General features: G+C 71.3%; 20 protein-coding genes and 1 pseudogene. 12 read left to right on the forward strand and 9 right to left on the reverse strand.

The window, feature by feature from the left end; all coding sequences use genetic code 11:
* Positions 1 to 21: 21 nt before the first annotated feature.
* The 4 genes from glxA to ACZ4AA_RS35750 all read right to left on the reverse strand — a co-directional run bounded on the left by glxA (position 22) and on the right by ACZ4AA_RS35750 (position 4,702).
* Entirely contained in the window at positions 22 to 1,998 is a 1,977-nt protein-coding gene (gene glxA, locus ACZ4AA_RS35735) for a radical copper oxidase GlxA (RefSeq protein ID WP_467611992.1), read from the reverse strand.
* Positions 1,999 to 2,001: 3 nt separating this feature from the next.
* Positions 2,002 to 3,780, reverse strand: a complete 1,779-nt coding sequence (locus ACZ4AA_RS35740) for a glycosyltransferase family 2 protein (RefSeq protein ID WP_467611995.1) — start codon at positions 3,778 to 3,780, stop codon at positions 2,002 to 2,004.
* Positions 3,781 to 4,067: 287 nt separating this feature from the next.
* Complete coding sequence (locus ACZ4AA_RS35745; RefSeq protein WP_467611998.1) at positions 4,068 to 4,361, reverse strand: MTH1187 family thiamine-binding protein; 294 nt, start codon at positions 4,359 to 4,361, stop codon at positions 4,068 to 4,070.
* Positions 4,358 to 4,702 (reverse strand): DUF3817 domain-containing protein, encoded by a 345-nt coding sequence (locus tag ACZ4AA_RS35750; protein ID WP_365733815.1) that lies wholly within the window; start codon positions 4,700 to 4,702, stop codon positions 4,358 to 4,360. The genes ACZ4AA_RS35745 and ACZ4AA_RS35750 overlap by 4 nt, the downstream gene beginning before the upstream one ends.
* A 282-nt stretch (positions 4,703 to 4,984) precedes the next feature.
* Here ACZ4AA_RS35750 and ACZ4AA_RS35755 point away from each other — a divergent pair, with 282 nt between their 5' ends.
* The 4 genes from ACZ4AA_RS35755 (at position 4,985) to ACZ4AA_RS35770 (ending at position 7,647) form a co-directional block, all read left to right on the forward strand.
* Positions 4,985 to 5,617: an AIM24 family protein gene (locus tag ACZ4AA_RS35755; RefSeq protein WP_451403628.1), complete on the forward strand. Its 633-nt coding sequence runs from the start codon at positions 4,985 to 4,987 to the stop codon at positions 5,615 to 5,617.
* Between the two features lies 1 nt (position 5,618).
* A complete protein-coding gene (locus tag ACZ4AA_RS35760) occupies positions 5,619 to 6,269 on the forward strand; it encodes an AIM24 family protein (protein ID WP_467612052.1) in 651 nt (216 codons plus the stop codon).
* Positions 6,266 to 7,066: an AIM24 family protein gene (locus ACZ4AA_RS35765; RefSeq protein WP_467612001.1), complete on the forward strand. Its 801-nt coding sequence runs from the start codon at positions 6,266 to 6,268 to the stop codon at positions 7,064 to 7,066. Before ACZ4AA_RS35760 ends, ACZ4AA_RS35765 begins: the two co-directional genes overlap by 4 nt.
* A gap of 104 nt (positions 7,067 to 7,170) precedes the next feature.
* Entirely contained in the window at positions 7,171 to 7,647 is a 477-nt protein-coding gene (locus tag ACZ4AA_RS35770) for a MarR family winged helix-turn-helix transcriptional regulator (protein WP_365879541.1), read from the forward strand.
* A gap of 57 nt (positions 7,648 to 7,704) precedes the next feature.
* Here ACZ4AA_RS35770 and ACZ4AA_RS35775 read toward each other — a convergent pair.
* From ACZ4AA_RS35775 to ACZ4AA_RS35790, 4 genes and pseudogenes are all read right to left on the reverse strand, one after another.
* Positions 7,705 to 8,630: pseudogene (locus ACZ4AA_RS35775) on the reverse strand (RNA-guided endonuclease InsQ/TnpB family protein).
* A 238-nt stretch (positions 8,631 to 8,868) separates the two neighbouring features.
* Positions 8,869 to 10,134, reverse strand: a complete 1,266-nt coding sequence (locus ACZ4AA_RS35780; RefSeq protein ID WP_467612005.1) for an MFS transporter — start codon at positions 10,132 to 10,134, stop codon at positions 8,869 to 8,871.
* 361 nt (positions 10,135 to 10,495) lie between these two features.
* Positions 10,496 to 11,452 (reverse strand): methylmalonyl Co-A mutase-associated GTPase MeaB, encoded by a 957-nt coding sequence (gene meaB / locus ACZ4AA_RS35785; protein ID WP_467612055.1) that lies wholly within the window; start codon positions 11,450 to 11,452, stop codon positions 10,496 to 10,498.
* A gap of 40 nt (positions 11,453 to 11,492) precedes the next feature.
* Entirely contained in the window at positions 11,493 to 12,695 is a 1,203-nt protein-coding gene (locus ACZ4AA_RS35790; RefSeq protein ID WP_467612008.1) for an acetyl-CoA C-acetyltransferase, read from the reverse strand.
* Between the two features lie 148 nt (positions 12,696 to 12,843).
* Here ACZ4AA_RS35790 and mce point away from each other — a divergent pair, with 148 nt between their 5' ends.
* From mce to ACZ4AA_RS35815, 5 genes are all read left to right on the forward strand, one after another.
* Positions 12,844 to 13,284, forward strand: a complete 441-nt coding sequence (gene mce / locus ACZ4AA_RS35795) for a methylmalonyl-CoA epimerase (RefSeq protein WP_389404694.1) — start codon at positions 12,844 to 12,846, stop codon at positions 13,282 to 13,284.
* A gap of 241 nt (positions 13,285 to 13,525) precedes the next feature.
* Positions 13,526 to 17,374 (forward strand): polarized growth protein Scy, encoded by a 3,849-nt coding sequence (scy, locus tag ACZ4AA_RS35800; protein WP_467612012.1) that lies wholly within the window; start codon positions 13,526 to 13,528, stop codon positions 17,372 to 17,374.
* A gap of 227 nt (positions 17,375 to 17,601) precedes the next feature.
* Positions 17,602 to 18,537 (forward strand): cellulose-binding protein, encoded by a 936-nt coding sequence (locus tag ACZ4AA_RS35805; protein WP_467612015.1) that lies wholly within the window; start codon positions 17,602 to 17,604, stop codon positions 18,535 to 18,537.
* 130 nt (positions 18,538 to 18,667) lie between these two features.
* A complete protein-coding gene (locus ACZ4AA_RS35810) occupies positions 18,668 to 19,654 on the forward strand; it encodes an ABC transporter ATP-binding protein (RefSeq protein WP_467612018.1) in 987 nt (328 codons plus the stop codon).
* Positions 19,655 to 19,656: 2 nt separating this feature from the next.
* The gene (locus tag ACZ4AA_RS35815) at positions 19,657 to 20,424 is read left to right on the forward strand and encodes an ABC transporter permease (protein ID WP_467612022.1); all 768 of its coding nucleotides are present in this window, start codon (positions 19,657 to 19,659) and stop codon (positions 20,422 to 20,424) included.
* 35 nt (positions 20,425 to 20,459) lie between these two features.
* Here ACZ4AA_RS35815 and ACZ4AA_RS35820 read toward each other — a convergent pair whose 3' ends face one another.
* Entirely contained in the window at positions 20,460 to 21,647 is a 1,188-nt protein-coding gene (locus tag ACZ4AA_RS35820; RefSeq protein WP_467612025.1) for a hypothetical protein, read from the reverse strand.
* 281 nt (positions 21,648 to 21,928) lie between these two features.
* Between ACZ4AA_RS35820 and ACZ4AA_RS35825 the strand changes: the two genes are divergently transcribed.
* The 3 genes from ACZ4AA_RS35825 to ACZ4AA_RS35835 all read left to right on the forward strand — a co-directional run bounded on the left by ACZ4AA_RS35825 (position 21,929) and on the right by ACZ4AA_RS35835 (position 25,269).
* Positions 21,929 to 22,852 (forward strand): hypothetical protein, encoded by a 924-nt coding sequence (locus ACZ4AA_RS35825; RefSeq protein ID WP_467612028.1) that lies wholly within the window; start codon positions 21,929 to 21,931, stop codon positions 22,850 to 22,852.
* A 261-nt stretch (positions 22,853 to 23,113) separates the two neighbouring features.
* On the forward strand, positions 23,114 to 24,427 hold the full coding sequence (locus tag ACZ4AA_RS35830) for an ABC transporter ATP-binding protein (protein WP_467612031.1): 1,314 nt from the start codon (positions 23,114 to 23,116) through the stop codon (positions 24,425 to 24,427).
* On the forward strand, positions 24,424 to 25,269 hold the full coding sequence (locus ACZ4AA_RS35835; protein ID WP_467612034.1) for an ABC transporter permease: 846 nt from the start codon (positions 24,424 to 24,426) through the stop codon (positions 25,267 to 25,269). Before ACZ4AA_RS35830 ends, ACZ4AA_RS35835 begins: the two co-directional genes overlap by 4 nt.
* The last annotated feature ends 143 nt before the right edge of the window (positions 25,270 to 25,412 follow it).

The raw sequence follows: 25,412 nt of genomic DNA on the forward strand, positions 1-25,412 counted from the left end.
CCGGGCGGGCGGCGTCCGGCCTCACCTGACGTGGATCCACTTCGCCTCGGACGGTGTGCCCCGGGCGTCCGTCACGAAGAGCATGTACCAGCCGGGCGGCACCAGCGCCGGGTCCCGCGGTACGTCGACGGTGACCGAGTCCGCCGTCTTCGTCAGTCCCAGCGCGATGGAGCGCTGTTCGACGTCCGTGGTGTGGGTGACGGCGCTGGGCCGCATCAGCCGGGCCGTGACGACCCGTTCCGGATGACCGGTGGCGAACGTCGCCCGGTGGTTGACGTCGAGTTCCTCGGGACCGGCGCCCAGCACCGGACGCCGCGCGCCGTCGCGGTGCAGCGCGGGCGGGGTGAAGACCTCCATGCGCTGTTCGAAGTGGCCCAGCTTGGTGTTCTTCCGATCGTCGAAGAGCGGGTCCGAACCGAAGGTGGCGACGCGTCCGTCGGGCAGGAGCAGCGCCTCGGAGTGGTAGTTGCGGCCCACGCGCGGGGACGCGGCCTCGTGGAAGGTGTTGGTCCGGGGATCGTAGAACTGCGCCTTGAGGATGTTGCTGGCGCCGCGACCGCGGTAGTCCCGGGAGCCGTTGGTGGTGAAGACGGTGTCGTCCGGCATGATCACGCTGTTGAGATAGCGCGTGCCCTGGGGCAGGTCGGGGCCGTCCTCGAACGCCGGGCTGTCCTTCTTCAGGTCGACGACGGCGGTGCGGGCGGTGGACTTCGCGGACTCGCCGACGCCTCCGCCGCCGAGGATCATCACCTTCTGGTCCTGTGCGGGAGGCAGCAGGACCGAGGCGGAGGTCTCCGTCCGGTCGGCGTCCCGCAGGCCGGGCACCTTCTGGAACGTGTTGGTCCGCGGGTCCCACAGACCCGGCTCACGGCCCTGGTCGGCGGGTCCGTACCCGGCGTTGGAGGCCGGGTAGAAGAGCTTGCCGCCCTGGGTGAGGAAGAGGGCCGGATAGGTGGGGAAGTAGCGGTGGGGCCCGGGGCTCCACCGCTTGGTCACCGGGTCGTAGATCTCGGTGTCGCCGGGGTCGATGACACCGACGTCGTCGAGCCCCGAGACGGCGAGGACCCGTCCGTCGTCCAGTCCCACCAGGGTCGGGTACCAGCGGGCCTTGTCCATCGGGTCGACGGGGATGTACCGCTCGGCCCTCGGGTCGAACTCGTAGGCGGCCCGGATGCCCTGGAAGTCCTGCTTCTCCAGGGTGATCTTCTCCGAGAGGCCGTAGGTGTTGCGGGCGTCGTCGCCGCGCAGGCCGACGATCTCGTACTGGGCCTGCCGGTCGGTGACCGACCCCGGTCCCTTCTCCTCCGCCTCGACGAAGACCCGGGCCTCCCCGGCGGTGACCTCGGTCCGCCAGGGCTGCATCACACCCTTGCGGTCGTAGGTGACGACCTGGTTCCGCCTGGCCCTGGGGACCGTCACGTCGACCCTGCTGACGTAGTCGACGCCGGCCGGCGAGCGGAAGACGGTGCCCTTCCCGAGGACGACGTCCTTGTCGGGGTTCTCGTTCTTCACCCGCATGCCGCCGCCCGCCCGGACGACCTCGCCGTCCAGCTTCTCGTAGCGGGCGGTGCCTCCGGCCACGAGCATGCGGCCGTCGGGGAGCTGGGCGTGTCCCGAGCAGAAGAAGTCGTCCGGTGTGGGGATCCTCTTGAACGTGTCCGCCCTCGGGTCCCACAGGATCGTGTCGAAGGACCCCCGGTCGAACTTCCTCTGCTCGTTGCCCGACCCGGCGACGATGAGCACCTTCCCGGTGTGCAGCAGGGCCGCGTGGATCGCGTTGGTGCGGTACTTCGCGGGGATGTCGACCCCGCTCCAGGAGCCGTACTCGGCCTGGTAGGCGGGCCGGGAGATCTCGTAGGCGTGGTAGGTCTCGCCGGCGAGGCCGAGCGCGGCCGGGGCGTTGAGTCCCGCGAGGACGGCGAGGCCCGCGAGGCCGAGCAGCGTCTTCCTCCGCTTCTTCGAGGGCCGGTACGCCTTCGTGGAGGGCCGGTACGCCATGGCCTAGGTGCCTCCTGTCGTGGAGCCGGTGACGGTGACGGGGGTCGCGGCCGCCACCGCTTCCCGGCGGTCGGGGAGCCGGACGGGAGCGGGCGCGACGGGCCCCCTCCCGCGCTCGACGGCGAGGGTGCGCAGCCAGACCGCGACCGGGGCCAGCGAGATAGCCATGGCCAGCAGCGCCCAGGCCCGCATGGCGGCGTGGGTGTGGCCGAGGACGGCCGAGGCGCCGAGCGAGACGGCGAGCAGCGCGGCCCAGCCGAGGTGGACGCGGAAGGTCCCGAGCCGGTCGGGGCTGGCGTCGTGGCCCTTCGGGGTGACGACGAAGCGGCTGGGACGGCGCAGGACCGCCTCGCCCAGCGCCTTCAGATAGACGGGCGCCGACAGGGCCGACATCGCCATGCCGGCCAGGCCGCCCGACCCCTCGGGTTCGTGCGGGGAGACGTTGTGCCTCCGGTTCCACAGGTACAGACAGATCTGGAGGGCGGCGGCGTCACCGTAGAGCATCATCCACACGGACGCGCTGACCTGGGTCCCCGATGCCCCGAACCACAGGAAGAGGGAGCAGCTGAGCATGCCGAGGAGCCAGTTGACGGCTGTCATCGGGTAGTAGAGGAGCATCAGCGTGTACGAGAGGAGCCGGCCGCGCGGCATGGAGAAGAACGCCTTCCCGTACTGCTGGATCAGGGTCTCGTAGGTACCGCGCGACCAGCGCGTCTGCTGGGTGAAGAAGTCGGTCCAGGAGGAGGGTCCCTCGCCGACGGCGAGGACGTCGGGCGTGTAGACGGACCGCCAGTGCCGTCCCGTGCGGGGATTGCGGTGCCGGTGCAGTTCGAACCCGGTGGCCATGTCCTCCGTGATGGAGTCGTACAGCCCGCCGACCTGTTTGAGGGCGGCGATCCGCACGACGTTGTTCGTGCCGACGAACATGGGCGAGCCGTAGCGGTTGCCGGCGCGCTGGATCAGGGCGTGGAAGAGGAACTGCTGGGACTCGGCGGCCTTGGTGACGGGGTTCTCGTAGTTCCCGTACACCTGGGGGCCGACGACGAACGCGACGTCGGGGTCCCGGAAGTAGCCCATCATGCGTTCGAGGAATCCGGGCAGCGGGACGTGGTCGGTGTCGACGGAGGCGAAGAAATCGTAGGCGTGCCCGTAGAGGTCGAGCCACGCGTTGTAGTTGCCGTGCTTGGTGCGGGCCCTGTGGCGGCCCTCGGGGCGGTTCCACTCGGGCACCCCGAGCCGGGTGAAGTGCCGGACGCCGAGCTCGGCGCACAGCGCTCTGGCCCGCGCGTCGTCGCCCTCGTCGAGGAGCCAGACGTCGAGGGGGCCGGTGTGGGTGAGGGCGAGAGCGCCTTCGAGGGTGGCGCGGACCGTGGCGAGGGGTTCCTTGCCCGGGACGTAGCTGGTGAGGAAGGCGACCCGGGTCCCGTGCGCGGGACGGACCGGAACGGGGTCGCGCGCGACCAGCGTCGCGTGGGCGATGCTCATGACGTTGACGACCATGAAGAGTTCGATCAGGCCGATGGCGACGAGCATCGTGACGTCGAGGGCCGTCTGCCACGGCTCGCCCCCCTCGCGCCGCACCCAGTGGGTGGGCCACACCAGACAGGCGAGGAGCGCGCCGGTGACGACGGGGGCGAGGACCGACAGCAGGACGGCGCTCGTCCGGTGCGGAGCCCGTGACAGCAGCTTGGTGTACTGCACCCGGTAGCCGGTGCCGGACGGCTCGGTCAAGGGTCCGGCGAGCCGGCCGTAGGTGTCGTAGTCGTAGCCCGCGGGCCGCACATCGCCCTCCCGTGGTGGAACGAGCCGGTGATCGTCCTGGCTGTCTCCCCCACACAAGTGGACGTCTGACGACGTGTCGAACGGGGCGCGTCCGGTCGGGTGCGGCGGGCGGGCGGCCGGGTGGTCTTTCGCCCCGGCCGTCCCGGGAAGCGAAGAACCCCGGTCCTGGGGACCGGGGTTCCGGGTCACGGGGCCCGCGCCCCGCGATCGTGATGGCAAGCCGACATACCGTCACGCGGTCAAGCCGTCACGCGGTCAAGCCGTCACGCGGTCAAGCCGTCACGCGGTCATGCCGACAGGTGCCGCTCCACCGTCTCCACCTTGGAGGTGAGGCCGTCGGTCACACCGGGACGGATGTCCGCCTTGAGGACGACCGAGACCCGGGGCGCGTGCGCCTCGACGGCGGCGACGGCGCGCTTGACGACGTCCATCACCTCGTCCCACTCACCTTCGATCGAGGTGAACATCGCGTCGGTGCGGTTCGGCAGGCCCGACTCGCGGACCACGCGGACGGCGTCGGCGACGTACTCCCCCACTTCCTCGCCGACCCCGAGCGGCGTCACGGAGAAGGCGACGATCATGCCTTCACCGCTCCGTCCGCGAAGGCGCGGGAGGCGACGACCGCGTCCTCGGCCTCGCGCTTGAGCTTGCGCTCGGCGAAGAAGCCGCCGGTGGGCAGGACGGAGAGGACGAAGTACAGGACGCCGGTGCCGGCGCTCCAGCGGGCACGGTTCCAGGCGTCCAGCCAGAAGATCACGTACAGGATGAAGAGGACGCCGTGGACCGCGCCCATCACGGGCACGGCGTTGAAGTCCGTGGTCCGCTTCAGCACCGAGCAGACGAGCAGCAGCAGGAAGGAAACGGCTTCGGGGGCCGAGACCAGGCGGAGCCGGCGGAGTGCGGTGGCGGTCTTTATGTCCACGGGTCACCTTCGGTGGGATTCGCTGTCGGGGGGAACGCTTCCTTGTGAACGCACGCACAAGCGTCCCGGCCATTGTGGCATCCGGCGGAGGCGATCCCGGGTCCGGGGGCCGGACGACACCGGACGGCCCGGATCGGCACCGGAAGGCCCGGACCGGTACCGGACGGCCCGGACCGGTACCGGACGGCCCGGACCGGTACCCCCTAGGGGACGGATCGGGGACGGATCCGCCCATGAGCTCTGTCCGCCGCCCGGTGGTGCGGTTACCTTCACACCGTGGCGATGTTTCGACTTCAGGGCAGCAAGGTGCTGGCCGTCGACATGACCGGGGACGCCGTGAAGGCGAAGAACGGCTCCATGGTCGCGTACGACGGGCAGATGGCCTTCAAGAAGCTGAGCGGGGGCGGTGAGGGGCTGCGGGGGATGGTGACCCGGCGTCTCACCGGCGAACAGATGACGGTGATGGAGGTGAAGGGGCACGGCACCTGCTGGTTCGCCGACCGGGCCTCGGAGATCAACCTGGTGTCCCTCCAGGGGGACAAGCTGTACGTGGAGTCGAGCAATCTGCTCGCCACGGACACCGGCCTGCGCACGGGCACGACGTTCACGGGGCTGCGCGGCGCCTCGCAGGGCAACGGTCTGTTCACGACGACCGTCGAGGGACACGGCCAGGCGGCGATCACGTCGGACGGGCCCGCGGTGGTGCTGCGGGTCAGCGCGCAGTACCCGCTGACGGTCGACCCGGGGGCCTACATCGCCCATCAGGGCGATGTGCGGCAGTCGCTCCAGTCGGGTGTGACGTTCCGCACGCTCCTCGGCGAGGGTGGCGGCGAGGCGTTCCAGATGCGCTTCGAGGGCGACGGACTGGTCTACGTCCAGCCCAGTGAGCGCAACACGATCGCGGGGGATGTGTGAGATGGCGTTCCGCGAGGTGAACTCCAAGATGGTCGAGGCCACGGTGGTGCCGGGGCAGCGGCTGTTCAGTCAGCGCGGCGCGATGCTCGCGTACAAGGGCGACGTGTCGTTCACGCCCAACATCCAGGGCGGTCAGGGCGGGGTGATGTCGATGATCGGCCGCCGCCTGGCCAACGAGGCGACCCCCCTCATGACCGTGGAGGGTTCGGGCACCGTGTTCTTCGGGCACGGCGGCCACCACGTCCACGTGATCAGCCTCACCGGTGACACGCTCTACGTCGAGGCGGACCGGCTGCTGGCCTTCGACGGGACGCTCCAGCAGGGCACGATGTTCCTGGGCTCGCAGGGCGGCGTCATGGGCATGGTGCGGGGCCAGGTGACGGGCCAGGGACTGTTCACGACCACGCTCAAGGGGCACGGGGCCGTGGCCGTCATGGCGCACGGCGGTGTCTTCGAGGTGCCGATCACCCCGCAGCGGACGGTGCACGTCGACCCGCAGGCGTACGTGGCGCACCACGGCGACGTCCGCAACAAGCTGTCCACGGCGCTGGGCTGGCGCGACATGGTGGGACGCGGTTCGGGCGAGGCGTTCCAGCTGGAGCTGAGCGGCAGCGGTTCCGTCTACGTCCAGGCATCGGAGGACAAGCTGTGAGCGGGTACGGAGTCCCGGGCGGCCCGGTGATCCATGATCCGATGTCGCTGCCGGTCGACGACAACGTCAACAAGTACACCTTCTGCGTGGAGCTCAAGGGGAGCGAGTGGTTCCTTCAGAAGGGCAAGATGATCGCCTACTACGGATCGATGGAGTTCAACGGCATCGGACACGGTCGACTTGACCGTCTTGTCCGTACGTCGTTCCATTCGCCACTGCACGCGAGCGACTGGGTCGTGGCGCAGGGCTCGGGCAAGATGCTGCTCGCCGACCGGGCATTCGACGTGAATTCGTACGACCTCGACGACGGCAACCTGACCATTCGCTCCGGCAACTTGCTCGCTTTTCAGCCAAGTCTCGCGCTCAAGCAGTCGATCGTGCCGGGGTTTCTGACACTGATCGGAACCGGCAAGTTCGTGGCCGCGTCCAACGGCCCGGTGGTGTTCATGGAACCCCCGATCCGGGTGGACCCGCAGGCCCTCGTCGGATGGGCCGACTGCCCCTCCCCCTGCCACCACTACGACCATGGGTACATGACCGGTGTGATGGGCGGTCTACGTGCGATGACGGGTCTCGGCGGGGCCTCGGGCGAGGAGCACCAGTTCGAGTTCGTGGGGGCGGGCACGGTGCTGCTCCAGTCCACCGAGATCCTGATGGCCGAGCAGGCGACGGGGGCGGTCCCGTACCAGGCCGGCGTGCCGGGCGCGGGAGGGGCGCCCGGTCAGCACGGGCAGCAGGCCGGGGCACCGCGCCTTCCCGGACAGCTGGGGGACCTCCAGCGTCGCTTCGGGCTGTGAGCGGTAGTCTGCGGAGTGTGACGTCGAACGCGCATCGAACACGTGCGCACAGTCACACAACCCCTCACTAGTTCGCATTTCAACATTTTAGGTAGACTTCATTCATGGAGACCGAGACGGCCACGCGCTGGCTGACCGATGCGGAGCAGTGCGCCTGGCGCACCCACCTGGAGGTCAACAGGCTGTTGACGTACCAGCTCGAGAGGGATCTTCAGCCGTTCGGGCTGACGATGAACGACTACGAGATCCTGGTGAACCTCTCCGAGTCGGAGGGCGTACGCATGCGGATGAGCGACCTGGCCTCCGCCACCCTCCAGTCCAAGAGCCGGCTCTCGCACCAGATCACGCGTATGGAGAACGCGGACCTGGTGCGTCGTGAGAACTGCGAGTCCGACCGGCGGGGCCTGTACGCGGTCCTCACCGAGCACGGCATGGAGACCATGAAGAAGGTCTCGCCGCACCATGTGGCTTCCGTACGGCGGCACTTCATCGACCTCGTCTCGCCCGAGGCGCTGGAGGACCTGCACAAGTCGCTGCGCCCGATCGCCGAACACCTCCTGGGACAGCGCGGTAAGCCTTGACATGCTCCTCGCCTTGAAGGGCGAGCATTCTGGCCTTCTCGACTGGTGGCCGTGCCGCTAGGCGGCACGGTTTCCGGTCGGGAATCCATGGCTTCCTGTTTCTTCGCGCTGTGCCAGAACGGGTTCTGGTCCTACCGGCGCTCCGCAGACCGATGCCGCCAGTCCGGCGGCCGTTTTGATGTTGAGCGCGGCATTGTGGTCCCGGTCGTGGACCGTGCCGCAGGCGGTGCAGGTCCATTCCCGCGCGTTCGGGCCTTGGCCCGGTTCTTTGATCCCTTCTGCTTGCGGGACAGCTCGCGCTGTGCCTTCTTCAGCTTCTTCTCCGCGCGCCGCAGGAACCGCGGGGAATCGATCTTCTCGCCCGTGGACAGGACGGCGAAGTGCGTCAGTCCCAGGTCGATGCCGACCGCTTGGTCCGTATCGGGCATCCGGGCGATGTCGGCTGCGGGGTCGGTGTCGATGACGAAGGAGGCGAAGTATCGTCCCGCGCTGTCCTTGATCACGGTGACGGAGGTGGGGGTGGTGGGCAGAGTGCGAGACCACTTCACCTTCACCGCGCCGATCTTCGGCAGGTTCAGACGGCCGCCGTCGGTGATTCTCCAGCAGGCGTTGGCGGTGAACCGGATCGACTGCCGGGTGTCCTTGCGGGACTTGCAGCGGGGCGCACCCGGTCTGGGACCCTTGCGGGTGCCCTTGAGGGAGGCGAAGAAGTTGCGGTACGCGGTCTCGGCATCGCGCAGGGACTGCTGGAGCACCACCGCGGACACCTCGCCCAGCCAGCATCGCTCCTTCGTCCGCTTCGCCTCGGTGATCAGCTTCCGGGACAGCTCGCCCGCCGCCGGAAACGCCAGCCCGGCCCTGCGGGCGTCCTCACGGGCGCGCACCGCGTCGTTGAACACGACACGGGCGCACCCGAACGCCCTGGCCAGGGCGGTCCGCTGACCAGCGTCCGGGTACGGGCGGAACGCGTACCGGAGCTGCACGACGATCACACTAGGCAGATCGAACCCGCGTCGTCACCGAGAACATCTGAGCGGACCGTCACCGTCACCGTCACCGTCACCGGGCGAAATCTGGCTCCGCGGGAACGCCGCCGCTCCGCGTCGCAGGCGGAGGATTCGCTTCACCCCTGATCCGAAGGCCGGAGCGCTGCGAAGAAATCCCGGTAGCACAGGCCCCGCCTTCTCTGCACGATCCCGACAGAGCCCCCCAGCCGGGCAGTCACGCGCCGTCCGTCACCTCGGACAGCGCGCCGCCGGCCGCACGGCTCCCCGCGTCCGCACCGGGACGCGAGGTCCGTACGCTCCGCACACAGACCAGGGCCGCCGCCATCGCGGCCGCGCCGGAGACCGCGAAGCAGAGCCCCAGCGGCAGCCGGCCCACCAGCAGGCCCGCACCGGCGGCGCCCGCGGAACTCCCGGCGTTCACCGCGGTGTTGACCCAGGCACCGGCCCGGGTGCGGAAGCCCGGCGGGGCCGCCGCGTCGGCCGTCAGATAGGCCGTCGTCAGGGCCGGGGCCACGAAGAAGCCGGCACAGGCGACGGCCAGGGCCAGGGTGCCGAGGCCGTCGGCGAGTCCCGCCGCGAGCAGGGTGAGGCCCAGGGCCGCGGCGAGCAGCGGCAGTCGGGCCCCGGGGGCCGTACGCCAGTCGACCGCGCCGTTCAGCAGACCGCCCAGCGCGCTGCCCAGCGACAGCGCGGCGAGCACCCAGGCCACCGCACCCGCGCCGTGGTGGTGCTGCCCGGCGAACGCCATGACCAGGAGGTCGACCGCGCCGAGCGAGAGACCGACGCCCGCCGCGACGACGACGGGCCGGGCGAGGCCCCGGCCGTCCCACCTTCGGCGCCCGCCCCGCGTCGCGCGCGCGGCGGCCGGACGGACGCCCGCCACGACCGGGGACAGGACGAAGGCGAGGGTTCCCGACCACACCAGCAGGGCGCTGAGCGCGACGGCCGCGGCGGGCGGCGCCAGTTGCACGACCGCGCCGACGAGCAGGGGCCCGGAGACGAAGAGGATCTCCTCCACTACGCCGTCGAGACTGTAGGCGCGCCGCAACAGCCCCTCGTCCTGGATCACTTCGCCCCACACGGCGCGCATCGTGGGGCCGAGCGGGGGTGTGCAGGCACCGGCGGCGATCGCCACCGCTCCGATCGCCGCCACGGGAGCGCCGGGCCGCCAGGCGGTGACCGCGAACACCGAGAGCAGGCCCGCGTAGAGCGAGGCCATGGGGATCAGGGCGCGGCGGGCGCCGAACCGGTCGATCAGCGCCGCCCGCGCGGGCGACAGGAACACGCTCATCGCGCCGAACAGCGCCATGACCGTGCCGGCCACGGCGTACGACCCGGTGGCGCGGGTGGTGGTGAGCATCATGGCCAGGGAGACGAGGCCGTACGAGAGACGGCCGGTCATGGCCGCGAGGAAGGTGCGGCGGGCATGGGGAATGCGGAAGAGCGCGGCGTAGGACGGCCGCGGGGACGACGCAGACATGGGTGGGGTTCCTCAACAGCGAGGCGGGACAGGGGTCGCCTGAGTGCCGCGACGCCGCAGCCACGGTGCTGCGCTCGCGTCGCGGGCCTGGGCGGGCCCTACGCCAGAAGGAGGAACATGGCCTCAACGTAACAGCGGCGCAGGGAAGTCGGCCAGAGCTTTACGGACCACCGACTCCGGCACCGAATCACCCCGAGCCGTCCCGAACCGTCCCGTGCGGTGCCTCGCCGGGGTGCCCACCCCGGCACCGGCGGACCGCTCTCCGGAGGGGCGTGCCGTCCCGGGGCGCGCACCCGCGCGGTGCGGGCACAACGCGCCGCGCCCCGGCGCGCCGGGGGCGGGCCGGGACGCACACGGCGGGTCAGCTTTCCTTCAGGCCCTCGATCAAGGTGTCCGCGGCCTCGTACGGGTCGAGTTCGCCCGCGACGATGCGTTCCGCGAGGGCGCTCAGACGGCGGTCGCCGTGGAGGTCGCCGATGCGGCGGCGCAGCGCGGTCACGGCGATCGTCTCGACCTCCTGGGACGCCCGCGCGAGCCGGCGCTCGGCCAGCACGCCGCGCTCCTCCATCCACGCCCGGTGCTTCTCCAGGGCCTCCACGACCTCGTCGATGCCCTCGCCGCGCGCGGCGACGGTCTTGACGATCGGCGGCCGCCAGTCCCCCGGACCGCGGGACTCGCCGAGGCTGAGCATGTGGTTGAGCTCGCGGGCGGTGGCGTCGGCCCCGTCGCGGTCGGCCTTGTTGACGACGTACACGTCGCCGATCTCCAGGATTCCCGCCTTGGCGGCCTGGATGCCGTCGCCCATGCCGGGGGCGAGGAGGACGACGGAGGTGTCGGCCTGGGAGGCGATCTCCACCTCCGACTGGCCGACGCCCACCGTCTCGACCAGGATCACGTCGCAGCCCGCCGCGTCCAGGACGCGGATCGCCTGGGGGGCCGACCAGGCCAGCCCGCCCAGGTGCCCGCGCGTGGCCATCGAGCGGATGTAGACGCCCGGGTCCGAGGCGTGGTCGGACATCCGGACACGGTCGCCGAGCAGGGCGCCGCCGGAGAACGGCGAGGACGGGTCGACGGCGAGGACGCCGACCCGCCTGCCCTGCCGCCGGTAGGCCGTCACCAGCGCCGACGTCGACGTCGACTTGCCGACGCCGGGCGAGCCGGTGAGCCCCACCACGTACGCGTTGCCGGTCAGCGGGGCCAGCGCGGCCATGACCTCACGGAGCTGCGGTGCCGCTCCCTCCACGAGGGAGATCAGCCGGGCCACCGCCCGCGGCCGCCCTTCCCTGGCCTGGGTCACCAGCGAGGAGACGTCCTGCATCACAGCTCCGTTCACGAGGGGTCGGTCGTGCGAAAGCGGGTCAGGCCTTGGCCACCCGCACGATCAGGGCGTCGCCCTGGCCGCCGCCGCCGCACAGGGCGGCCGCGCCGACGCCGCCGCCGCGCCGCTTCAGTTCGAGCGCGAGGTGCAGCACGAGGCGGGCGCCCGACATGCCGATCGGGTGGCCGAGGGCGATGGCGCCGCCGTTGACGTTCACCTTTTCCGTGGACACGCCCAGGTCCTTCATTGACTGGACCGCGACCGCCGCGAAGGCCTCGTTGATCTCGATCAGGTCGAGGTCCTCGACCCCCAGGCCCTCCTTCTTCAGGGCGTGCAGGATCGCGTTCGAGGGCTGCGACTGGAGCGAGTTGTCCGGGCCCGCCACGTTGCCGTGGGCGCCGATCTCCGCGATCCACTCCAGACCGAGCTCCAGCGCCTTGGCCTTGCTCATCACGACCACGGCGGCGGCGCCGTCCGAGATCTGGGAGGCGCTGCCGGCGGTGATGGTGCCGTCCCTGGTGAAGGCGGGGCGCAGCTTGCCGAGGGACTCGGCGGTCGTCTCGGCGCGGATGCCCTCGTCCTTGCTGAAGACGACGGGCTCGCCCTTGCGCTGCGGGATCTCGACGGGTGTGATCTCCGCCTCGAAGAGGCCGTTCTTCTGGGCGGCGGCCGCGCGCTGGTGGGAGAGGGCGGCGATCTCGTCCTGCTCGGGACGCCGGATGCCGAGGCGGGTGTTGTGCTTCTCCGTCGACTCGCCCATGGCGATGTTCTCGAAGGCGTCCGTCAGACCGTCGTACGCCATGGCGTCGAGCATCTCGATGGCGCCGTACTTGAAGCCCTCGCGGGACTTCGGGAGCAGGTGGGGCGCGTTCGTCATGGACTCCTGGCCGCCGGCGACCACGATGTCGAACTCGCCGGCGCGGATCAGCTGGTCGGCGAGGGCGATGGCGTCGAGGCCGGAGAGACACACCTTGTTGATGGTCAGGGCCGGGACGTTCATCGGGATGCCCGCCTTGACGGCGGCCTGGCGCGCCGGGATCTGCCCTGCCCCGGCCTGGAGCACCTGGCCCATGATCACGTACTGCACCTGGTCGCCGCCGATGCCCGCACGGTCGAGGGCGGCCTTGATCGCGAAGCCGCCGAGGTCGGCCCCGGAGAAGGACTTCAGCGAGCCCAGCAGTCGTCCCATGGGCGTTCGGGCGCCCGCGACGATCACCGAGGTGTTGCTGTTCGTTCCAGACATGAGGTGCGATCCCCTTACCGGCTTGCACAGCCGAGGAGTGAACGAGGGTTTACTGAGAATGTACTGAGCGGTAGGCCACCCGTCATCCGGCCCGCAGTGTGATCGCGCGCACGTTGCGTAACCACGCCGGGAGCGCTGCACTGACTTCATGCTGACGCGAATCGACCACATCGGGATCGCCTGTTTCGACCTCGACACGACTGTCGAGTTCTACCGTGCGACGTACGGCTTCGAAGTCTTCCACTCCGAGGTCAACGAGGAGCAGGGTGTCCGGGAGGCCATGCTCAAGATCAACGAGACGTCCGACGGCGGCGCCTCCTACCTCCAGCTGCTCGAACCCACCCGCGAGGACTCCGCCGTGGGCAAGTGGCTGGCCAAGAACGGCGAGGGCGTGCACCACATCGCCTTCGGCACCGCGGACGTCGACGCGGACGCCGCGGACATCCGGAACAAGGGTGTCCGGGTGCTCTACGACGAGCCCAGGACCGGGTCCATGGGGTCCCGGATCACCTTCCTGCACCCCAAGGATTGCCATGGAGTACTGACAGAACTGGTCACTTCGGCGGCGGTTGAGTCACCTGAGCACTGACCTCCGTATATCTGGGCCGGTAGGGTTGGGGTCGGCCGTCGCCTTTCGCGGGGGACGGCCGTGGTCCTGGCACCTTCCGGTGAGCGGGACCAAGGGCCGGGGTCCAGGTTTCGGGGGGCGAGCGTCGGGGCAGCAGCCCGTGCTCCGCCGTTGATCTGACACCATTCCCCGGGGGCCCCGTTCGGCCGAAGAACGGTGCTCGTTCGGAATTACATGACCAGGGGACGGATGGGACCGCGCAGTGCGGGGCTACGAACGCCAGGAGCGAGAGCCGGCGGCTGACGTCGACCACCTCTCTCGGTTCGAGGCCGAGATGGAACGGCTGAAGACCGAGCGGGAGAAGGCCGTCCAGCACGCCGAGGACCGCGGCTATCAGGTCGAGGTGCTGCGCGCCAAGCTGCACGAGGCGCGCCGCAGTCTGGCGACCCGTCCTGCCTACGACGGGTCCGACATCGGCTATCAGGCCGAGCAGTTGCTCCGTAATGCCCAGATGCAGGCCGACCAGCTGCGCGTCGACGCCGAGCGCGAGATCAGCCAGGCACGGGCGCAGACCCAGCGCCTCCTCCAGGAGCACGCCGAGCACTCCGCCCGGCTCCAGGCGGAGCTGCACCAGGAGGCCGTCACCCGCCGTCAGCAGCTCGACCAGGAGCTGGCGGAGCGCCGCCAGACCGTCGAGTCGCACGTCAACGAGAACGTGGCGTGGGCGGAGCAGCTGCGCGCCCGCTCCGAGTCCCAGGCCCGCCGTCTGGTGGACGAGTCGCGCGCCGAGGCCGAGCAGGCGCTCACCGCCGCCCGCGCGGAGGCCGAGCGGGTCGCCGCCGAGGCCCGCCAGCGGGTCACCACCGACGCCGAGACGGCCCGTGCGGAGGCCGAGGCGCTGCTGCGCCGTGCCCGCACGGACGCCGAACGCCTGCTGAACGCCGCTTCCACGCAGGCGCAGGAGGCCACCGACCACGCCGAGCAGCTGCGCAGCTCCACGGCGAGCGAGTCGGACAACGCCCGTCGTCAGGCCACCGAACTGAGTCGCGCCGCCGAGCAGCGGATGAGCGCCGCCGAGACGGCGCTGCGCGAGGCGCAGGCCGAGGCGGACAAGGTCCTCAGCGAGGCCAAGGAAGCCGCGTCGAAGACGATCGCGAGCGCCGAGTCGGTCAACGAACAGCGCACGCGGACGGCGAAGGAGCAGGTCGCCCGGCTGGTCAGCGAGGCCAACCAGGAGGCCGAGACCACCAAGTCCGAGGCCGAGCAGATCGTCGCGGACGCCCGCAGCAAGGCCGAGACGATCGTCGCGGAGGCCGAGGAGAGCGCGCGCAGCCTCACCGCCGAGGAGACCGCCTCCCAGCTGGCCAAGGCGGCCCGTACCGCCGAGGACGTGCTCGACAAGGCGTCCGAGGAGGCCAAGCGGACCACCAGGGCCGCGGCCGAGGAGGCCGAGCGGATCCGCACCGAGGCGGAGACCGAGGCCGACCGGCTGCGTGCCGAGGCGCACGACATCGCCGAGCAGCTCAAGGGCACGGCGAAGGACGACACCAAGGAGTACCGCGCCAAGACGGTCGAACTCCAGGAGGAGGCCCGCCGGCTGCGCGGTGACGCGGAGCAGCTGCGTTCGGACGCGGTCGCCGAGGGCGAGCGCATCCGCGCCGAGGCCCGGCGCGAGGCCGTCCAGCAGATCGAGGAGGGCGCGCGGACCGCCGAGGAACTGCTCGGCAAGGCGAAGGCGGACGCGGACGAGCTGCGCCAGGCCGCCACCGCGGACAGCGAGAAGGTCCGCGCCGAGGCCATCGAGCGCGCCACGGCGCTGCGCCGGCAGGCCGATGAGACGCTGGAGCGGACCCGTGCGGAGGCCGACCGGCACCGCGCGGACGCCGAGGAGCAGGCCGAGGCGATCGCGGCCGACGCGGAGCGGGCCGCCGAGCGGCAGCGCGAGGAGAACGAGCGGGCCATAGAGGCCCGTCAGGCCGAGGCCGCCGAGGGACTGGCCCGCCAGCACACGGAGGCCGAGGAGCGGCTGGCCTCCGCCGAGCAGGCGCTGACCGACGCGCGCGCGGAGGCCGAGCGGATCCGCCGCGAGGCCGCCGAGGAGATCGACCGGCTGCGTTCGGAGTCCGCCGAGCGGATCCGCACGCTCCAGGCGCAGGCCGAGACGGAGGCCGACCGCAGGCGCGACGAGGCCGCGGCGGACGCGGCGGCGTCCCGTGCCGAGGGCGAGACCGTCGCCGTACGACTGCGTTCGGAGGCCGCGGCGGAGGCCGAGCGGCTGAAGTCGGAGGCCCAGGACAGCGCCGACCGGGTGCGCGGCGAGGCGCAGGCCGCGGCCGAGCGCCTGGCGGCCGAGGGTGCCGAGACGCTGGCCGCCGCCCAGGAGGAGGCCGCCCGGCGCCGCCGCGAGGCCGAGGAGACCCTCGGTTCGGCGCGCCAGGAGGCCGACCAGGAGCGCGAGCGGGCCCGCGAGCAGAGCGAGGAGCTCCTCGCGTCCGCGCGCAAGCGGGTCGAGGAGGCCCAGGCCGAGGCCGTGCGACTGGTCGAGGAGGCCGACCGGCGCGCGACCGAGATGGTCTCCAGCGCCGAGCAGACCGCGCAGCAGGTGCGGGACTCGGTGGCGGGACTGCACGAGAGCGCCCAGGACGAGATCACCGGGCTGCGCTCGGCCGCCGAGCACGCGGCGGACCGTACGCGCACCGAGGCGCAGGAGGAGGCGGACCGGGTCCGCGCCGACGCCTACGCCGAGCGCGAGCGGGCCGGCGAGGACGCGGCACGGATGCGGCGCGAGGCGAACGAGGAGCGGGAGGCCGCGAGCGCGCTCGCGGAGCGCACGGTCGCGGAGGCGATCGCGGAGGCGGAGCGGATGCGCTCGGACGCCTCCGAGCACGCCCAGCGCGTGCGCACCGAGGTGTCGGACGCCATCGCGAACGCCGACCAGGACGCCGCGCGCACCCGCGCCGACGCCCGGGAGGACGCGAACCGGATGCGCTCGGACGCGGCCACGCAGGTGGACACGCTCATCACCGAGGCGACGGCGGAGGCCGAGCGGCTCGGGATCGAGACCGCGGCCGAGGCCGAGCGGGTCCGCGCGGAGTCCGTGGCCAAGGCCGAGAAGCTCATCTCGGACGCCACCGGTGACGCGGAGCGGCTGCGGGCCGAGGCCGCCGAGGCGGTCGGTTCCGCCCAGCAGCACTCCGAGCGCATCCGCACCGAGGCCGAGCGCTTCAAGGCGCGGGCCACGGAGGAGGGCGAGCGGCGTACGACGGCGGCGCGCGAGGAGGCCGACCGTCTGCTGGACGAGGCACGCCAGGAGGCCAACAAGAAGCGCTCCGAGGCGGCCGAGCAGGTCGACACGCTGATCACCGAGACGGCGTCCGAGGCGGACAAGCTGCTCGCGGAGGCGCAGCAGAGCGCGCAGAAGACGACGGCGGACGCCGAGTCCCAGGCCGACACGATGGTCGGTGTGGCGCGTGGCGAGGCTGAGCGGCTGGTCTCCGAGGCGACCGTCGAGGGCAACACGCGCGTGGAGCGGGCCCGTACGGACGCGGACGAGCTGCTGGTCGGCGCGCGCCGGGACGCCACGGCGATCCGGGAGCGGGCCGAGGAGCTGCGCGACCGGGTCACGGCCGAGATCGAGGACCTGCACGAGCGGGCGCGCCGTGAGTCGTCCGAGGCGATGAAGAACGCGGGTGACCGGTGCGACGCGCTCATCAAGGCGGCCGAGGAGCAGCTCGCCGAGGCCGGGGCGAAGGCCAAGGACCTCGTGGCGGAGGCGAACTCCGAGGCGAGCAAGGTCCGTATCGCCGCCGTGCGCAAGGCCGAGGGACTGCTCAAGGAAGCTGAGCAGAAGAAGTCCTCGCTCGTCTCCGAGGCGGAGAAGATCCGGTCCGAGGCGATCCAGGAGGCGAAGGCCGCCGTCGCGGAGGGCAAGCGCGACCTGGAGGTCCTGGTCCGCCGGCGCGAGGACATCAACACGGAGATCTCCCGTGTCCAGGACGTCCTTGAGGCGTTGGAGTCTTTCGAGGCCCCGGCGGGCGCGAAGGACGGCGGGGTGAAGGCGGGGGCGGCCTCGGGGGCGGCCCGTTCGGGTGGCAAGACGTCGGAGAGCTAGGGCGTTTCCGGCGTCCTGGGCACGGGAGGCCGGGCAGGCCCCGGGGCGGAGACACCGGTTACGCGCCGTGTGGGAGGTTTGTCACAAGTTCTGGCAAGCCTTCCCGCGGCCAGCCACCCAAAAGGAGTGTCATTCTCCAGATCAAACACGTATCCGCTCGATGACACACCGCATTGCCCCCTAGGATTCCACCTATCACCTCACCGGTCTCATTCGACAGGATCCCCATGAGCGACACTTCCCCCTACGGCTTCGAGCTTGTGCGGCGTGGATACGACCGCGCGCAGGTGGACGAACGCATCTCGAAGCTCGTCTCCGACCGTGACAGCGCTCTGGCCCGTATCACCGCCCTCGAAAAGCGCATCGAGGAACTCCATCTCGAAACGCAGAACGCCCAGGCCCAGGTGAGCGACGCGGAGCCGTCGTACGCCGGTCTGGGCGCCCGCGTCGAGAAGATCCTCCGCCTCGCCGAGGAGGAGGCCAAGGACCTGCGCGAGGAGGCCCGTCGCGCGTCCGAGCAGCACCGCGAGCTCGCCGAGTCGGCGGCCCAGCAGGTGCGCAACGACGCCGAGTCGTTCGCCTCGGACCGCAAGTCCAAGGCGGAGGACGAGGGCGTCCGGATCGTCGAGAAGGCCAAGAGCGACGCCTCCCAGCTGCGCTCCGAGGCGCAGAAGGACGCGGCGTCCAAGCGCGAGGAGGCGGACGCCCTCTTCGAGGAGACCCGTGCCAAGGCCGCCCAGGCCGCCGCCGACTTCGAGACGAACCTCGCCAAGCGCCGTGAGCAGTCGGAGCGCGACCTCGCTTCGCGCCAGGCCAAGGCCGAGAAGCGTCTCGCGGAGATCGAGCACCGTGCGGAGCAGCTCCGCCTGGAGGCCGAGAAGCTGCGTACGGACGCCGAGCGCCGCGCCCGCCAGACGGTGGAGACGGCCCAGCGCCAGGCCGAGGACATCGTGGCCGACGCGAACGCCAAGGCCGACCGCATCCGCTCGGAATCCGAGCGCGAGCTGGCCGCCCTCACCAACCGCCGCGACTCGATCAACGCGCAGCTCACGAACGTCCGCGAGATGCTCGCGACGCTCACGGGCGCCGCGGTGGCCGCCGCCACCGGTCCGGCCGAGGACGAGCCGATCTCCCGTGGGGTCCCGGCGCAGCAGTCCCGGTAACCGCACAGCACGACACCAGGGCCCGCTCCCTCACCGAGGGCGCGGGCCTTGTCGTCGGCGCGGGCTCGATCGTCGGCGTGCGCTCGGTCGTCAAGTGGCAGGCCCCCGGGGGCCGTCTTAGCGTGGCCGCATGATCGAGCTCGAGGGGCTGACGAAGCGGTACGGCGAGAAGGTGGCGGTCAACAACCTCACGTTCACCGTCAGACCGGGCATCGTCACCGGCTTCCTCGGGCCCAACGGTGCCGGCAAGTCCACGACGATGCGGATGATGCTGGGGCTCGACCGTCCCACCGCCGGCGACGTACGGATCGACGGACAGCACTACGACCGGTTGAAGGACCCGCTGAAGTACATCGGCGCCCTGCTGGACGCCCAGGCCATGCACGGTGGCCGCAGCGCCTTCAACCATCTGCTGTGCCTCGCCCAGAGCAACGGCATCCCGAGGGCGCGGGTGGACGAGGTCCTGGACACCGTCGGTCTCACCGCGGTCGCGCGGAAGAAGGCGAAGGGGTTCTCGCTGGGCATGGGGCAACGGCTCGGGATCGCGGGCGCGCTGCTGGGGGACCCGCGGATCCTGATGTTCGACGAACCGGTCAACGGCCTGGACCCCGAGGGCATCCACTGGATCCGCAACCTGATGAAGTCCCTCGCCTCCCAGGGCCGTACGGTCTTCGTCTCCTCGCACCTCATGAGCGAGATGGCGCTGACCGCGGACCACCTCGTCGTGATCGGCCAGGGCAGGCTGCTCGCCGACACCTCGATGGCCGACTTCATCCGGCAGAACTCGCGCAGTTACGTCCGGGTCCGCTCCCCGCAGCGCGAGCGGCTGCTCGATGTGCTGCGGGGCGCGGGGATCACCGTCGTCCAGACGGGCGGCGGGGCGCTCGAGGTCGACGACGGGCAGCCGGAGCGGATCGGTGAGCTGGCCGCGCGGCACCAGCTCGTGCTGCACGAGCTGAGTCCCCAACAGGCCTCGCTGGAGGAGGCGTTCATGCGGCTGACCGCGGAGTCCGTGGAGTACCACGCGCACACTGACGGGCCCGCGCAGCAGATCGCGTCGAGCCCCACCGACGCGCCGGCGGCCCCGCAATGGGGCGGCGACTGGAAGAAGGACTGACCATGGCGGCCACCCAGGTCCTCAAGTCCGAGTGGACCAAGATCCGGTCCGTGTCCTCCACCGTGTGGACGCTGAGTCTCGCGGCGGTCGTCACGATCGCCCTCGGGCTGCTCATCTCGCTCCTCTCCAACAACGAGTTCGACAACATGAGCACCAACGACCGGCTGACGTTCGACCCGACGTTCATCAGCTTCGCGGGCATGACCCTCGGTCAGCTCGCGATGATCGTGTTCGGGGTGCTCGTCGTCGGCAACGAGTACAGCACCGGCATGATCCGCACCTCGCTCTCGGCGGTCCCGCAGCGCGGCACCTTCCTGTTCAGCAAGGTCGCCGTGGCGGCCGGCCTGGCGCTGGTGGTCGGCATGATCACCAGCTTCATCACGTTCTTCGTGGGCCAGGCGGCGCTCGGTACGCACCGGGCGGCAATCAGTGATCCGGGAGTGCTGCGCGCGGTGATCGGCGGGGGGCTCTACATGACGCTCATCGCCGTCTTCTCGATGGGGGTCGCGGCGATGCTGCGCTCTCCGATGCTCTCGCTCGGCATCCTGATGCCGTTCTTCTTCCTGATCTCCAACATCCTGGGGGCCGTGTCGGCGACGAAGAAGGTCGGCCGCTATCTCCCCGACCAGGCCGGCAGCAGGATCATGCGGGTGGTGACGCCCCTCGACGACACGCCCTACGGTCCCTGGGGCGGCCTCGGCATCATGGTCCTCTGGGTGGCCGCGGCGCTGGCGGGCGGCTACGCCCTGCTCAAGAAACGAGACGCGTAGGCCCGCCGGGGGGAGAGGTCACCCGGCCCGAAGTGTCAGGTCACCCGCGGGCCGGGAACTCGGGTCCCCGCCGAGCCACCGGGTTCGTCCCCCGCCGGACCGGACGGCTCGTTCCCCTCCGGGCCAACGGGTTCGCCCCCGTCCGGACCGGACGGCTCGTCCCGCCCGGGACCGGAAGGCTCCTCCCCCGCCGAGCGGGACGGTTCGTTTCCGTCCGCGTCAGGGGGCTCGTCCCCCGCCGGGCCGGGACGCTCATCCGGCGCCGGGTCGGCAGGTCCGGTACCGGCGTCCGTGGGATCGGCCGGATCCGGGGCGGCGGGCTCGTCGCCGGTCCTGGCGGGCGGCTCGCTCCCCGGTGGGTCCGGGGCGAGCAGGGCGTCGAAGTCGGACCAGCCGGTCCACTTCCACACGTCCTTGCCGAGGTCCGGCTGGAGCGGCACGAACCGGCCGATCTCGAAGCCCTCGCCGTCCAGGTCGAACCAGCGCTCGTCAGCGACCTCGGTGCCGAGTCCGACGGTCCGCGCCGTCAGCCGGACGAGCAGCTTCACCCCGGAGGAGGCGGACAGGTCCTTGCCCTGGATACGGTCGAACGGCAGTCCGGTCACCGGCGCCTCGACCGGTATCCAGACCGTGAAGGGCGCCCCCCTCTCGACCGCGAGCCAGCTCCGCTCGTCGGCCGGCTCGCCCTGCGCGTCCAGCACCTTCAGCCACTGCTTGTAGATGACCAGACTGCCGTCGTGCGGAGAGGTCTCCAGATAGCGCAGATGGGCACGGGCCCGCAGGTCGACGACCGACAGATTGTCGAAGCGGTTGTAGAAGCGGACGGCGATGATGGCGTCGTCACTGTTCGCGTGCCGCCGCGAGTAGCCGGGGAAGTCGGCGGTCCAGGCCCGCGAGATGCTGGCCCGCTCCCTCCACACGAAGGGCCGCAGCGCGAACAGCTTGATCAGCACGATGCCGAGCAGGACCGCCGGCACCAGCGCGCCGGTCACGGAGGCGAGCGTGGCGAGCAGCTGGTGAGCGGTGCTGTCCGGTTCGGGTCCGAGGCTGTCGGTGCCGACGAGGGCCCGCAGCACGCCCAGACTGAGATCGAGGAGCCCCTTGCCGTCCGAGAACCGGTCCGCCATCGAACGCGGCGAGTGCTCGGTCAGCGTCCAGACCGCGGCCAGGACGACCGAGAACCCGGCCAGCGAGCCGAGCGCCATCAGCAGCAGCGCGTGCACGGTGCGTCCCGCGATCCACCAGCGAACGGAGATGCGATAGCGCGGATGCGCCGACCCCCGCCCCGCTACGCCCCCCGGTCGTGCCAGCCGTCGCAGGCCCTGCCATGTCGGCCTCAACTCGCCTCCCCCGTAACCGATTTCGCCCCCACGCCTACAATAGGGGCGTCATCGTTCCCGGTGTCGGTTCCGGCCAACCGCGCCCAGCCGGGGAGACCGGGGCCCACACCGGGTACATCTCGGGTGAAGGCCCAGGTCCATCCCGCGTGAAAGGCTGTGCCCGCATGCGCGCGACACCACCCCCGGAGGGCGTCACCGTGACGACGAAGGACCGAAGCCTTGAGGCACTGGGCCTGAGCGACGTGCCCGCGAAGAAGCCCCTCACCTATCCGGGCCGGCCCACCACCGAGCCCTCCCTGCTGACCGGCGGCGAGCTGCTCCAGCTGGACGTGCGCCCGCTGCGGCTCGGCGAGTGGTTCGTGGAGGAGCGCCAGGCGCAGCAGCGCCTCGACGAGGCCCTGGCCGATCTGGGGCAGGTCGGCACGGGGCTGCGTCATCCGGTGATCGCCGTCGGCTCGAACGCCTCCCCCGGGCAGGTCGCCCACAAGCTGACCCGGCTCGGCATCCCGGCGACGGTGCCGATGGTCCCGGTGCGGGTGGGCGGGATCGGCGTGGGCTGCTCCGGGCACATCAGCCCGGCCGGTTACGTGGCCGGGACGCCGTACGTGGACCGGACCGCCGAGACGACGCTCGTGGTCACCTGGCTGGACTCGACGCAGCTCAAGGCCGTCGACGACACCGAGTTCCCCGACTACCGGCGGGCGATACTCCCCGGCGACGCGTTCACGATGACGATGCCGTCCGGGGAACGGCTCGGCGGCGCGTACATCTACTTCAGCGCGCACGGTGTGCTCGCCGTGCCGGAGACCGGGCGGCCCCGCCCCGGCGGCGGCGACCAGTCCGAACTCCTGGCCGCCCTGCTGGCCGGATCCGAGCGCCTGCGGGACCTGCTCGGGCCCGATCCGGCGGCCTGGGTGCGCCGCGCGGGCGCCGACCGGTCGCTGCGCGAGGCGGGCACGCTGGTCTTCGGCGAGGAGGGCTGGGTGCTGCCGCAGACCGACTTCCTGCCCTACCTGGACGAATCGGCCGAGCTGCGGCTCTACGACGATCTTCCGCCGCTGGACGATTCGCTGCCGCCTCGCCCCTGACGCTCCTCGTCGCCGGGCCGGGCGCGCGGTCCCTTCCCACCCGAGGTCCCGCCCTCTGCCGGGCCCTGCGCCCCACCCGATCAAGAAGGACGGGTACCTGACAGGACACCCGTACGAGACGTCGCCCTCTACTGGATCTTTCACCGGCCGATGGGCGCGACTTTACTTTCCCTTGAGTGGAACCGTCGGCGCCCGGATATCCTCCTAAGCCTTACGGGGGCGTGCGCCCCGACGTCCTGAACCTTTCGATGGGTGCGGAGCATGATCGAGGCAGTCGGCCTGACGAAGCGCTACGGCGCCAAGACAGCCGTGTACAACCTTTCCTTCCAGGTCCGGCCGGGTGCCGTCACCGGGTTCCTCGGGCCCAACGGCTCGGGCAAGTCGACGACGATGCGCATGATCCTCGGCCTCGACAACCCGACCTCCGGCCAGGTGACGATCGGCGGCTTCCCGTACCGCAGGCTGCCGAACGCGCCCCGTCAGGTCGGCGCGCTCCTCGACGCCAAGGCCGTCCACGGCGGCCGGAGCGCCCGCAACCACCTGCTGAGCCTGGCCCAGCTGTCGGGCATCCCGGCCCGCCGCGTGGACGAGGTGCTCGGGGTCGTGGGCCTCCAGGACGTGGCCAAAAAGCGCTCCAAGGGCTTCTCGCTCGGCATGGGCCAGCGCCTCGGCATCGCCGCCGCGCTCCTCGGCGACCCCCAGGTGCTGCTCTTCGACGAGCCGGTCAACGGCCTCGACCCCGAGGGCATCCTGTGGGTGCGCAATCTGATGAAGGCGCTGGCCTCCGAGGGCCGTACGGTCTTCGTCTCCTCGCACCTCATGAGCGAGATGGCGCTGACCGCCGACCACCTCATCGTGATCGGCCGCGGCCAGCTGCTGGCCGACCAGAGCATCAAGGACTTCATCTCGCACAACTCGGCCGACTTCGCCCGGGTGCGCACCCCGGACACCGAGCCGCAGCAGCGCGAGAAGCTGACCGCCGCGCTGACCGAGGCCGGCGGCCAGGTGCTGCCCGAGCAGGACGGCGCGCTGCGTGTCACCGGGCTGGCACTCCCCCGCATCAGCGACCTCGCGCACTCCGCCGACGTCCGTCTGTGGGAGCTGTCGCCGCACCAGGCCTCGCTGGAGGAGGCGTACATGCGGATGACGCAGGGCGCCGTCGACTACCGCTCGACCGTCGACCAGAAGGCCGGGCTCCAGCAGCAGCTGCCCCCGGGCGCCGTGCCGCCGCCGCAGATGCCGGTGGCGGGCCAGGGCCAGCCCGGCTGGTACCCGCCGCTGCCGCCGCAGCAGGGCGGGCAGCCGTTCGCCATGCCGCAGTCCGGCCCGTACGGGGCTCCCACCGCCCCCGCGGCGCCCGCCGCCGGTGCTCCCGGCCCGTACGGCGCTCCGGTGGCCCCCGGCGCCACGGACGCGAACCCGTACGCCCAGGCCCCCGCGGGCACGCCGGCGCCCGCCGCCGCTCCCGCGTCCGTCCCGGCGTCGGCACCGGCCCCCGCGCCCGAGGCCGCTCCCGAAGCCGCATCCACGCCCGCGCCCGCCGTCGACCTGACCAAGCCCGAGGACGCCCGATGAGCACGCCCCAGCCCCCGATGCCGCAGCAGGCCGCCGCTGCCCCCGCCTGGCAGGCGGCGCCCGGCGGTTCGTACACCTCGCCGATCCCCGTCACCCGCACCCACCTCGGGCACGCGCTCAACTCCGAGTGGACGAAGATCAAGTCGGTGCGCTCCACGATGTGGACGCTCGGCACCTTCCTGCTCCTGGTGGTCGGGATCGGCTTCCTGGTCGCCGTGCAGACCACGAACGAGGACTTCACGGACATCCCGTTCACGGTCCCCGCGTTCATCGGCCTGCTGCTCGGACAGCTCTGCCTGCTCACGCTGGGCGTGCTGGTGGTCTCCTCCGAGTACGGCACGGGCATGATCCGGACGACGTTCACGGCCTCGCCGCAGCGGCACCGGGTGCTCGCCGCCAAGCTGATCATCTTCTTCGCCGTCGCGTTCACCGTCTCGGTGCTCGCGATCGGGATCATCGGCCTGTTCACGGCGAGCCTGCACAGCGGCGACGCCCACGCCCCGTGGGGCGCCACCGTCTTCATGGGCGCGCTGTACGTCTCGCTGCTCGGCGTGCTCTCGCTCGCCGTGGGTTCGATGCTGCGTCACTCGGCCGGCGCGATCACCACGATGCTCGGTGTCGTGCTGCTGCCCTCGATCCTGCCCGCGTTCCTGATGATGTCCGACACCCTGCGGACGATCGGCGAGAAGATGCAGGAGTACGCCGCCATCAGCTCCCTCGCCAAGGTCTTCCGGCTCAACGAGGAGCAGGGCAACGGGGGCGCGCAGCTCGGTCTGCTCGCCGGAGTCACGGCGGTGGCCGTCGCCGCCGCCTTCGTGCTCCTTGAGCGCCGGGACGTGTGAGGACCGCACCCCGCCGCCGGCACCGAGCCCGGCTTCCGGCCCAAGTCGCCTAGGGCCTGTCGTTTGGATCAGGTCGCAGGGCATCGACGGGACTGTTCTGCGCCGGTGAGCGGGGTCTGGTGCGTGCAACTGCAAGGCGGAGG

It is taken from the genome of Streptomyces sp. NPDC024698 (assembly GCF_055559015.1).

Bases quoted from the DNA above. Each gene is read 5' to 3' on its own strand.
- ACZ4AA_RS35830 (WP_467612031.1), top strand. From the start codon at position 23,114: ATGATCGAGGCAGTCGGCCTGACGAAGCGCTACGGCGCCAAGACAGCC.
- ACZ4AA_RS35790 (WP_467612008.1), bottom strand. From the start codon at position 12,695: ATGTCTGGAACGAACAGCAACACCTCGGTGATCGTCGCGGGCGCCCGA.
- ACZ4AA_RS35780 (WP_467612005.1), bottom strand. From the start codon at position 10,134: ATGTCTGCGTCGTCCCCGCGGCCGTCCTACGCCGCGCTCTTCCGCATT.
- ACZ4AA_RS35835 (WP_467612034.1), top strand. From the start codon at position 24,424: ATGAGCACGCCCCAGCCCCCGATGCCGCAGCAGGCCGCCGCTGCCCCC.
- ACZ4AA_RS35755 (WP_451403628.1), top strand. From the start codon at position 4,985: ATGTTTCGACTTCAGGGCAGCAAGGTGCTGGCCGTCGACATGACCGGG.
- ACZ4AA_RS35770 (WP_365879541.1), top strand. From the start codon at position 7,171: ATGGAGACCGAGACGGCCACGCGCTGGCTGACCGATGCGGAGCAGTGC.
- meaB (WP_467612055.1), bottom strand. From the start codon at position 11,452: ATGCAGGACGTCTCCTCGCTGGTGACCCAGGCCAGGGAAGGGCGGCCG.
- ACZ4AA_RS35810 (WP_467612018.1), top strand. From the start codon at position 18,668: ATGATCGAGCTCGAGGGGCTGACGAAGCGGTACGGCGAGAAGGTGGCG.
- mce (WP_389404694.1), top strand. From the start codon at position 12,844: ATGCTGACGCGAATCGACCACATCGGGATCGCCTGTTTCGACCTCGAC.
- ACZ4AA_RS35815 (WP_467612022.1), top strand. From the start codon at position 19,657: ATGGCGGCCACCCAGGTCCTCAAGTCCGAGTGGACCAAGATCCGGTCC.
- ACZ4AA_RS35745 (WP_467611998.1), bottom strand. From the start codon at position 4,361: ATGATCGTCGCCTTCTCCGTGACGCCGCTCGGGGTCGGCGAGGAAGTG.
- glxA (WP_467611992.1), bottom strand. From the start codon at position 1,998: ATGGCGTACCGGCCCTCCACGAAGGCGTACCGGCCCTCGAAGAAGCGG.
- ACZ4AA_RS35825 (WP_467612028.1), top strand. From the start codon at position 21,929: ATGCGCGCGACACCACCCCCGGAGGGCGTCACCGTGACGACGAAGGAC.
- ACZ4AA_RS35760 (WP_467612052.1), top strand. From the start codon at position 5,619: ATGGCGTTCCGCGAGGTGAACTCCAAGATGGTCGAGGCCACGGTGGTG.
- ACZ4AA_RS35805 (WP_467612015.1), top strand. From the start codon at position 17,602: ATGAGCGACACTTCCCCCTACGGCTTCGAGCTTGTGCGGCGTGGATAC.